The 8,274-nt window shown below is 69.7% G+C and carries 13 protein-coding genes; 4 read left to right on the top strand and 9 right to left on the bottom strand.

Going from position 1 to position 8,274, the window contains the following annotated elements:
• A partial coding sequence (locus VF612_RS11630; protein WP_408660018.1) for a GTP-binding protein occupies positions 1–239 on the bottom strand: 239 nt, incomplete at its 3' end.
• A gap of 190 nt (positions 240–429) precedes the next feature.
• Here VF612_RS11630 and VF612_RS11625 point away from each other — a divergent pair.
• Together VF612_RS11625 and rpsT are read left to right on the top strand one after the other, a co-directional pair.
• The gene (locus VF612_RS11625; protein ID WP_408660017.1) at positions 430–828 is read left to right on the top strand and encodes a hypothetical protein; all 399 of its coding nucleotides are present in this window, start codon (positions 430–432) and stop codon (positions 826–828) included.
• 118 nt (positions 829–946) lie between these two features.
• Positions 947–1,207 (top strand): 30S ribosomal protein S20, encoded by a 261-nt coding sequence (rpsT, locus tag VF612_RS11620; protein WP_408660016.1) that lies wholly within the window; start codon positions 947–949, stop codon positions 1,205–1,207.
• A gap of 87 nt (positions 1,208–1,294) precedes the next feature.
• Here rpsT and VF612_RS11615 read toward each other — a convergent pair whose 3' ends face one another.
• From VF612_RS11615 to VF612_RS11590, 6 genes are all read right to left on the bottom strand, one after another.
• The gene (locus tag VF612_RS11615; RefSeq protein WP_408660015.1) at positions 1,295–1,474 is read right to left on the bottom strand and encodes a hypothetical protein; all 180 of its coding nucleotides are present in this window, start codon (positions 1,472–1,474) and stop codon (positions 1,295–1,297) included.
• Positions 1,467–1,913 (bottom strand): hypothetical protein, encoded by a 447-nt coding sequence (locus VF612_RS11610; RefSeq protein WP_408660014.1) that lies wholly within the window; start codon positions 1,911–1,913, stop codon positions 1,467–1,469. Before VF612_RS11610 ends, VF612_RS11615 begins: the two co-directional genes overlap by 8 nt.
• 89 nt (positions 1,914–2,002) lie before the next feature.
• Entirely contained in the window at positions 2,003–2,974 is a 972-nt protein-coding gene (holA, locus tag VF612_RS11605) for a DNA polymerase III subunit delta (protein ID WP_408660013.1), read from the bottom strand.
• Positions 2,975–3,024: 50 nt separating this feature from the next.
• Positions 3,025–3,675, bottom strand: a complete 651-nt coding sequence (locus tag VF612_RS11600) for a maleylpyruvate isomerase family mycothiol-dependent enzyme (protein WP_408660012.1) — start codon at positions 3,673–3,675, stop codon at positions 3,025–3,027.
• A complete protein-coding gene (locus VF612_RS11595; protein WP_408660011.1) occupies positions 3,668–4,141 on the bottom strand; it encodes an SRPBCC family protein in 474 nt (157 codons plus the stop codon). The genes VF612_RS11600 and VF612_RS11595 overlap by 8 nt, the downstream gene beginning before the upstream one ends.
• Positions 4,134–4,541: an ArsR/SmtB family transcription factor gene (locus VF612_RS11590; RefSeq protein WP_408660010.1), complete on the bottom strand. Its 408-nt coding sequence runs from the start codon at positions 4,539–4,541 to the stop codon at positions 4,134–4,136. Before VF612_RS11590 ends, VF612_RS11595 begins: the two co-directional genes overlap by 8 nt.
• Before the next feature lie 150 nt (positions 4,542–4,691).
• Here VF612_RS11590 and VF612_RS11585 point away from each other — a divergent pair, with 150 nt between their 5' ends.
• Both VF612_RS11585 and VF612_RS11580 read left to right on the top strand, forming a co-directional pair.
• Positions 4,692–5,324: a dihydrofolate reductase family protein gene (locus VF612_RS11585; RefSeq protein WP_408660009.1), complete on the top strand. Its 633-nt coding sequence runs from the start codon at positions 4,692–4,694 to the stop codon at positions 5,322–5,324.
• 22 nt (positions 5,325–5,346) lie between these two features.
• Complete coding sequence (locus tag VF612_RS11580; protein ID WP_408660008.1) at positions 5,347–6,108, top strand: class I SAM-dependent methyltransferase; 762 nt, start codon at positions 5,347–5,349, stop codon at positions 6,106–6,108.
• Between the two features lie 17 nt (positions 6,109–6,125).
• On the opposite strand, the gene VF612_RS11575 is transcribed toward VF612_RS11580, so the two are convergent.
• Entirely contained in the window at positions 6,126–7,517 is a 1,392-nt protein-coding gene (locus VF612_RS11575; RefSeq protein WP_408660007.1) for a hypothetical protein, read from the bottom strand.
• A complete protein-coding gene (locus VF612_RS11570; RefSeq protein ID WP_408660006.1) occupies positions 7,514–8,062 on the bottom strand; it encodes a SigE family RNA polymerase sigma factor in 549 nt (182 codons plus the stop codon). Before VF612_RS11570 ends, VF612_RS11575 begins: the two co-directional genes overlap by 4 nt.
• Positions 8,063–8,274 lie beyond the last annotated feature (212 nt).

The raw sequence follows: 8,274 nt of genomic DNA, 5'->3' as shown, positions 1-8,274 counted from the left end.
TCCAGGCGGGACTGCCACGGCATCCGGACGTTCTGCGCCTTGATGGTGATGCCGCGCTCGCGCTCGATGTCCATCCGGTCCAGGTACTGGGCCTTGGCCTGCCGGGGATCGAGCACGCCGGTCAGCCGCAGCATCTGATCCGCCAGCGTCGACTTGCCGTGGTCGATGTGGGCGATGATCGAGAAGTTGCGGATGCGGGCGGGCGCGGTGCTGCCGGGTGGGCTGGGGATCGCGGGCACGGGCTGCTTTCTGTGCGGGTTTCGTTCGGGGACTGCGGTTCTGGCGGTGCCGCGCGCTCCGCGATGCTGCCGGGATCAACGCTGACCGCCACATTCTCCCATGGCCTTGGCGTCGGCCGGCACTCTCCGCCTGGCCCCACGGCTGGGGCGGCACCGCTGCTCGTCCGGGCGGTGATGCGAGGATGTGCGCATGACCCAGCCACCTGCCGACGTCCGCGCGGTCACCGAGTACCGCATCCCTGCCCCCACCCTGCTTGCCGGTGACCTCGTGAACACCGCGCCCGGCGGCGAGGACGACTGGCAGCGGGTGCTGTCGGTGCACACCGCCGAAGCTCCCGGAGAGGAGGCCGACGCCGACGCGGCCCGGCTGATCGCCGAGATCGGGGACCGGTACGTCGTCGTCCGGCTGACCGACGTCGCGCCGGTGGACAGCCCCGTGTATTTCTCCGACGGCGCCGCGTTGGCCTACGGCGCCGACGGCGAGGACGACGGCCCGGTCACCGAGGTGCTCTCCGAGCCGGACGCGGTCCGGACCTTCCTCTACACCCGGTTCGAGCTGGTCAACGTCCGTTCGCGGCCCATCGGGTGACCTGCACCCCCGCTGATTTGGGGGCTGGCCGAGCGCACTGGTAATCTGGCGAGGTTGTCCGGCGGCCTGCGCCGGAGATCACTCCTTCGACCAACGATCGGCATTCGAGGCAAACTTCGTGGCGAACATCAAGTCCCAGATCAAGCGGATCCGCACCAATGAGGCGGCTCGGCTGCGCAACAAGAGCACCAAGAGCGCGCTGAAGACGGCGATCCGGTCCTTCCGCACCGCCGCCGAGTCCGGCGACAAGGACAAGGCCACCGCTGCCCTGGTGCACGCCTCGCGGCAGCTGGACAAGGCCGTCAGCAAGGGCGTCATCCACGCCAACCAGGCCGCCAACAAGAAGTCGGCGATGGCCCACAAGGCAAGCTCGCTCTAGTTCAGCCCGCTCCACCTCAACAGCCCGCGTACCGGTTCCGGCCGTACGCGGGCTGTTCTGCTTGCCGTCAGCTACCGGGGTCGGCGCCTATTTCTTCTTCTCCACCGTGGTTCGGTGATGTGACTCCGCCTTCGATGCCCCGGTTGGCTGAGCGTTCGCGATCTTCCGCACATTGGAGGAGACAAAGCGGCCGGTGACGGCGCTGCGGTTGACCAGCATCTTGGCAGCGTCCTTCTGAACGCGGGTTACGTAGACCTTCTTAGACATGGTCGCTGCCCTCGTCTCTGGCGTCTCCCTCAGATGATACGACGCTGTCGGCCTCATCGTTGAGTCCCGTTTCGTCGCCAAGTTGGACAGCTTGAGCGTCCTCCCCCGCTTCTTCCAACTCCTCCTTTGGGTCCCTGATCACCGCCTCCAGCGCTGCGTCTATGAATGACTTCTGGCCGGCCTCCAACAGATCCGAGTCAGCAAGGGCCTGGAGTTCGGCCAGACCAAGCGAGGCCTTACCTTCGTCGTCCGACACCGCCAACTCGGCTGCCCATCGCAGGTTCCGAAGCACCTCCTCGCGCTTGGACCGCAGCTCGAGCTCTTTTGCGCCTCGCCGCGTGAGAACGTTGCTCACGAGGACGCCGACGAAGGCTGAGGTCGGGGTGCCCAGTGCCACCGCGTATACCGCCCAGGTCGGAAGCTGGGTCATCGTCGTCACGGAGCCGACGTTACGGACCTGGTACGACGAAAATCCGAGGTCTCGGGTCGAAACCGGTGCCTACGCTCGGCGCCCCCCCCGGTGGTGCCTCAGCGCTCGGCGCGGGCGGCCGCGATCCGCCGCACCGCCGACTCCAGCGCATAGGCCGGATCGGCCGCCGCCCCCTTGACGTCGGCGTTCAGGTCCGCGACCACGCCCAGCGCATGCCGCAGCCCCGGCTCCGTCCAACCTCCGGCCTGGGACCGGGCCCGCTTCACCTTCCACGGCGGCATGCCCAGCACCGGGGCCAGCCGGAACGGATCCCCCGGCCCCGCGCCCAGCACCCGGGCGACCGTCCGCACCCCGTCGGCGAGCGCGTCGGCGATCACCACTGCCGGGACCCCGACGTTCAGCGCCCAGCGCAGGTTGGTCACCGCGCCGGCGACGTTACCGATCACTGCCTGGTCGGCGACCGCGAACCCGCTGACCTCGGCCCGGCCCCGGTGGTAGGCCGCCACCGCGTCCACGTCGATGGAACCGCCGGTGTCCCCGACCAGCTGGGCCGCGGTCGCCGAGATCTCGCGCAGGTCGCTGCCGACCGCCTCCATCAGCGCGGCGGCCGCCTCCGGAGTGATCCGGCCGCGGAACCGGCGCACCTCGTTGCGCAGGAACAGCCGCCGGTCCTCTGCCCGGCTCATCTTGGCGCAGCTGATCTCGGCCGGCTTGGCCTTGCGCAGCTGATCCAGCACCGCCTTGCCCTTGGCGCCGCCCAAGTGCTGGACCACCACCGTGGTGTCGGGATCGGTGTCCAGCAGCAGCGGCACGATCGTCTGCACCCGTGCCGCGGGCAGGTCCTGGGCCGAGCGCAGCACCACCAACCGGCGGCCACCGAACAGCGACGGGCTCAGCAGCTGCAGCAGCTCCGCGGGCTCCACCACGCCGGCTTCGGCCTCGTGCACCTCGACGTCGGGATCCTCGGCCTGCACCGCGACCCGCAGGTCCTCCAGCGCGCGGCTGACCAGGAACTCCTCGTCCCCCACGACCAGGGTCAGTGGGGCTATCGGATCAGCGGCGGGCGGCACGCTGTCATGGTGTCATGCGGGTAGGACGAGGCGCCGCGCCGTCCCCGGGCCTATGACGCGGCGAACCTCAGGCTTGCCCCACCGTGCAGCCGCTCAGCCGGCAGCTTGCGCCCGCAGATCACCAGGAGCAGGTCCTGCGCCGCGCCGGTGACCAGCGTCCCGGTCCCGAAGGACCAGTCGAGGTCATGAGCCCGCAGCTCGACCCCGTCCAGCGGGGCACGGAATGCCCTCAGCGCCTTCGGCTTGGTGCTGGCGTCCAGGACGACCCGCAGCCGGTCCTCCGGCACCCGCCGATCCAGGCCCAGCCCCACGGTGATGTCCAGGCCGTGGATCACGTCATGGCACAACGCGCCCTCGTACCCCACGCCCACCGGCTTGCGGGTCGGCAGCGCGTGCTCGGCTAGCACCGACACCAATTCGTGCGGCGTGACCGACCCGTCCTGCCGGGCGCGGCGATCGGCCATCCGATGGAACCGGCCGCCCGACCTGAGCAGCTCGGCCAGGAACCGCGCCGGCGAGTAGGTGTAGAGCATCTCCATGTGCGCCACCACCTCACGCACCCGCCAGCCCGCGCACAGCGTCGGGGCGTTCCAGGACTGGTCCGGCAAGTCGCCTAGCAGGGCGGCCAGCTCTCGTCGCTCGGCGGTGATCAGGCCCTTCAGCCGGGTGTCGGTCACCGGCGCTGTCTCCAGCTCAGCCATCTGAGGGCCCTCCGCCGTCCGCGGTGAGGGACTGCAGGTAGCCGGCGAAACGATCCAGCGACGAGGTGAAACCGGCCTGGGCCTGCGGGCTGCGAAACGCCTCCGGGATGTTCGCCTGGTGGATTCGCACCTCGGTACGGGAGTCGCCGAGGTCACGGAAGGTCGACGTGGTGGTCATCCCGCTGTGCAGCTCGTTCCACACCAGCTTCTCGGGCTCCACCACCTCCACGAAGACGGCGTGGGTCGGGTACCGGCTGCCGTCGGCGTCGTTCACCATCACCGTCTCGAAGACTCCGCCCGGGCGCGGGTCGACCCTGATGCTCTCCAGCGGAGCGCTCGTCCCGACCGGGCCCCAGAAGTGGCTGAGGTGCTCCGGCTCGATCATGCAGCGAAAGACCAGTTCCCTGGGAGCCTCGAAGACCCGGGTGTAGACGAGTTCGGCGGTGTCGGATCGGACGTCATTCATGGGTTGTTTCCGTTTCTAGAGCGGAGTCTTGAGTGGGCGTTTCTTGGGTCGGCGGCTCGTGGGTGGTGGCCGGGTGCTGGAGGTGGCGCAGGTGCTCGTCGAGCTTGTCGAAGCGCTGCGTCCAGATCCGCCGGTTCTGCTCGATCCAGTCCAGCGCGGAGTCCAGCGCCTCGCGCTCGAGGTGGCAGGGCCTGAACTGCGCCTGCCGGGTGCGCGAGATCAGCCCGCAGCGCTCGAGCACCTTGAGGTGCTTGGAGATCGCGGGCAGGCTCAGGTCGAACGGTTCGGCCAGCTCGTTGACGGTGGCATCCGCCCTGGCCAGCCGAGCCACGATCGCGCGGCGAGTGGGGTCGGCCAGGGCGGTGAAGGTGGCGTCGAGCCGGTCCTCCCGCACTGTCATGTCTGGCTCCTCGGCTGGTTGTGCCTAGTATTTCACCAGATGGTTATTTAGCTGTCAAGCTAAATACTGGTGGTCGGGGTGTCCTAGTGTTGGGCAGTCGCACCGGTGCCCTGATCGATCCGGCGCCACTCGTCCCCAGGAGGAACTCCCGTGCACTTGGTCACCTGCCAGCTCGCGATATCGCTCGACGGCTTCATCGCCGGGCCGAACCAGAGCCTGGAGAACCCGCTCGGCGAGGGCGGCATGCGCCTGCACGAATGGGCGTTCTCGAACGCCAGCTGGCGGGCTCAGCACGGCATGGAAGGCGGCGAGCACAACGCCGACTCCCAGGTCATCGAGGAGGCCACCCAGGGAATCGGCGCCTACCTCATGGGACGCAAGATGTTCGGCGGTGGCGACGGCCCCTGGGACGAGAACTGGACGGGTTGGTGGGGCGACGAGCCGCCGTACCACGCGCCGGTCTTCGTGCTGACCCACCATCCGCGCCAGCCGTTGGAGCTTCGCGGCACCACGTTCACCTTCGTCACCGACGGGATCGAGTCCGCCCTGGAGCAAGCCAGGGCCGCGGCGGGCGATCAGAACGTCGCCATCGCCGGCGGCGCCCAAGCCGTCCAGCAGTACCTGGCCGCCGGCCTGCTCGACCAGCTGCAGCTGCACATCGTCCCGGTCGTCCTCGGCAGCGGCGAACGGCTGCTGGTGGACGTCGGCAACCCGCTGCTGCAACCGGTGCAGGTGGTCGCCTCGCCGAGTGTCACGCACGTGACCTACCGCGTCCTGCGCTAGCGCCTCTGGCACTCTGGCAGGCATGCCCGTCGACCCGCTGTTCGAACGCTTGCTGGCCGAGGCGGAGAGCGTGCCGGTGGACGGCTGGGACTTCTCCTGGTTCGCCGGGCGGGCCAGCGAGCAGCGGCCGTCCTGGGGCTACGCCGAGCTGATGGGCCGGCGGATGGCAGCGGCAACCGCAGCGCTGGACCTGCAGACCGGCGGCGGCGAGGTGCTGGCCGGCATCCGGAGCGTTCCGCCGACCCTGTGCGCGACCGAGTCCTGGCCGCCCAACGTCCGGATCGCCCGCCGCAACCTGGCTCCGCTGGGCGGCTCGGTGGTGCAGGCCGCGGATCATGACCCGCTGCCGTTCCGCTCCGGGACGTTCGACCTGGTGGTGAGCCGGCACCCCACCACGGTGCTGTGGCACGAGATCGCCCGGGTGTTGCGTCCGGGCGGTCGGTACCTGTCCCAGCAGATCGGCATCGGCTCGAACCGGGAGCTGTATGAGTTCCTGATGGGACCGCTGCCGCATCCGGCCGGCGACGGGACCGAGCGGGCGCTGCGGGAGCTGACGGCGGCCGGTCTGGTCGCCGAGGACGTCCGGCACGAGTCGCTGGAGGTGCGCTTCGACGACATCGCCGTCGTGGTGGTGTTCCTGCGCAAGGTGATCTGGACCGTCCCGGACTTCTCGGTGCAGCGCTACCGCGCCCGGCTCGCCGACCTGCACCAGCAGATCCAGCGAGCCGGGCCGTTCGTGTCCCATTCCCAGCGCGTGCTGGTCGAGGCTTTCAAGCCTCACTGATCCCCGGCTTCAGGGCCTCAGCAGCTCACCGGCGGCAGCGCGCTCAGCGCCACGATGCTCAGCCCGGTGGCGCCCATCTTGGTGGCGCCGGTCTCGAAGACGACGCTCTCCCCCACCACTGCCCCCAGCTCGACGCCTGCCGGTAGCGCCACCGCCCTGCCCGTCCGTAGGTCCAGCAGGGCGTTCCCTCTTCCCAGCTCGGGATCGTCCAGCATGATGTCGATGAACGGATAGATCACGGGCTCGACGTCGAGGGTTTGGTGAACCGGCGACTCCGAGTGCACCCCCTCGCCACCGACGACCAGGTGGGAATAGCCGACCGACCCGTTCTCGTGGCGCAACCAGGACAGTTTGCTGCCGCCGTCGAAGCCGAAATCGGTGCCGTGCGACATGGCGGTCAGCTGAGCCTTGGACAGCGGCTGGCCGGTGCCGTTCCGGATCACCGTAGGTTCTGACAGGGCGTCGTCAGGCATGCCCCCGCCATAGGAGATGACCATGCCGCTGCCGTAAGAGATCAGCGCGGTGGCGTTGGCAGCCGATACCGAAGTGCCGGCCGATCCCCGAGCCAGATCCCAGGAGTCGAGGGTGGTGGTGGCCGGCTTGTCGTAGACCGAGCTCAGCCAATACACCTTCCCGGCCGCGATCACCGGCGACCCGATGAAGACCTTGTTACCCAAGCTCTCCTGCTCAGTCCACTCGGCCAGGGTGGTCGTGCTGCCGACGTTGCGGTCGTAGAGCATCACCTTGTAGGTGTATCCGAGGTTCTGCGGGCGGCTCACGGCGAAGGCGATCCAGTCGGCCGTGATGGCGCCGGTCGGATGCGCCACGGGAATGTGGCTGCTCTTCGCGGGCGTGTAGATCGTGCGGCCGGTTGCGCCGTGGAACAGGGCCAGTTCGACGTCGGAGTAGATCGCCGAGGTCTGAGGCGCTGGCTCGTTGCCCTGTACGACCAGGTAGTCGCCGCTGGCGCCGTTGGCGCTCACCACCGAGTTGAGCTTGCGATCCACCGGGACGGTCCCGCGCGCGATCGCCTGCTGCCAGCGGGCCGGCGCCGGGCACGCCTTGTCCGAGGCGCCGGTAGGCGTGGCTGTGGGCGAGGCGGTCGGCGAGGCGGTCGGCGCGCTGGTCGTCTGGCTGCCGGTGGCCAGCGGCGGCGCGGGCTGCTGCCGGTTGGCCTGGATTCCCAGGACGGTGGCCGCGATCGCGACGAACACCGCCGCCGCGGCGGCCAGCACCCCGAGGTTCTGCCGGTGGGTGCCGAGCCTGACCTGCTTGGGGCCGGCGGGCGCCTTCGGCGGGCCCTCGCTCGGGCCGAAGTCGACCGGCCGGGCGCGGGTGACGGTGCTCGCCCGCTGCTGGAACAGCTCGGTCAGCCGCTGTTCGAGGTCATCGGGGCGCGGCGCGGTCATCGGTTCGTCCCATCGTCGTAGGAGCTGCCGGAGGGGTTCAGGAGGGTGATGCCGTCCGAGGTCCGCAGGTCGGCCAGCGCCCGGGATGCCAGGCTGCGGACGGTCCCGCGGCGGCAGCCGAGCATGCCGGCGATCTCGCCGTCGCTGTAGCCCAGGTAGTAGCGCATCACCAGGACGACGCGTTGCCGGTGCGGCAGCTCCGCGAGCAGCGCCCACAGGCCATCGGGCTCCGGGTCGTCTGGCGCCGGCCGGTCCAGGTCGGTGGCGGTGAGCACCTCGGTGCTGGAGCGGCGCCGGTTGAAGCTGATGTTGGCGTTGACGATCGCCCGCCGGGCATAGGCCACCGGCTGCTCGATCTCCAGCCGGGCGCCGAAGCGCCGGTGCATCGCCAGCAGCACGTCCTGCACCAGGTCATCGGCCCGGCCGCGGTCACCGCTGATCAGGTAGGCGAACCGGGTCAGCTCCAGCCCGTGCTCACGGGCGAAGTCACCGAGGCTGGGGCCGCTGAAGCCGGAGCCACCGAGGCCGAGGCTGATGTCGGTCACCGGCGCCTCCGTCGTCAGGCGGGCGGCGTCGGGCCGGCTGCGCCTCGACCGCATCCCCGGGAGTACGGCGATCTGTGTCGTCATACCCCTCAAACGCGGCCTGAAACGGAACTGTTGCACAGTAGGACCGGTTCGTGCCGGAGCAGCACAGTTGGGCGTCCTGCTGGCCACGCCCGGCGTGCTTTTCGGTAATGCGACACATCGTCTGCTGT

The sequence above is a fragment of the Jatrophihabitans sp. genome (assembly GCF_036388195.1).
Taxonomy (GTDB): domain Bacteria; phylum Actinomycetota; class Actinomycetes; order Mycobacteriales; family Jatrophihabitantaceae; genus Jatrophihabitans_A.
Note: the sequence above shows the minus strand (reverse complement) of the source record. Positions and strands in the feature narration are given on the sequence as shown.

Excerpts from the sequence above, each read along its gene's own strand:
- VF612_RS11625 (WP_408660017.1), top strand. The coding sequence starts at position 430 with ATGACCCAGCCACCTGCCGACGTCCGCGCGGTCACCGAGTACCGCATC.
- VF612_RS11615 (WP_408660015.1), bottom strand. The coding sequence starts at position 1,474 with ATGTCTAAGAAGGTCTACGTAACCCGCGTTCAGAAGGACGCTGCCAAG.
- VF612_RS11600 (WP_408660012.1), bottom strand. The coding sequence starts at position 3,675 with ATGGCTGAGCTGGAGACAGCGCCGGTGACCGACACCCGGCTGAAGGGC.
- VF612_RS11595 (WP_408660011.1), bottom strand. The coding sequence starts at position 4,141 with ATGAATGACGTCCGATCCGACACCGCCGAACTCGTCTACACCCGGGTC.
- VF612_RS11590 (WP_408660010.1), bottom strand. The coding sequence starts at position 4,541 with ATGACAGTGCGGGAGGACCGGCTCGACGCCACCTTCACCGCCCTGGCC.
- VF612_RS11580 (WP_408660008.1), top strand. The coding sequence starts at position 5,347 with ATGCCCGTCGACCCGCTGTTCGAACGCTTGCTGGCCGAGGCGGAGAGC.
- VF612_RS11575 (WP_408660007.1), bottom strand. The coding sequence starts at position 7,517 with ATGACCGCGCCGCGCCCCGATGACCTCGAACAGCGGCTGACCGAGCTG.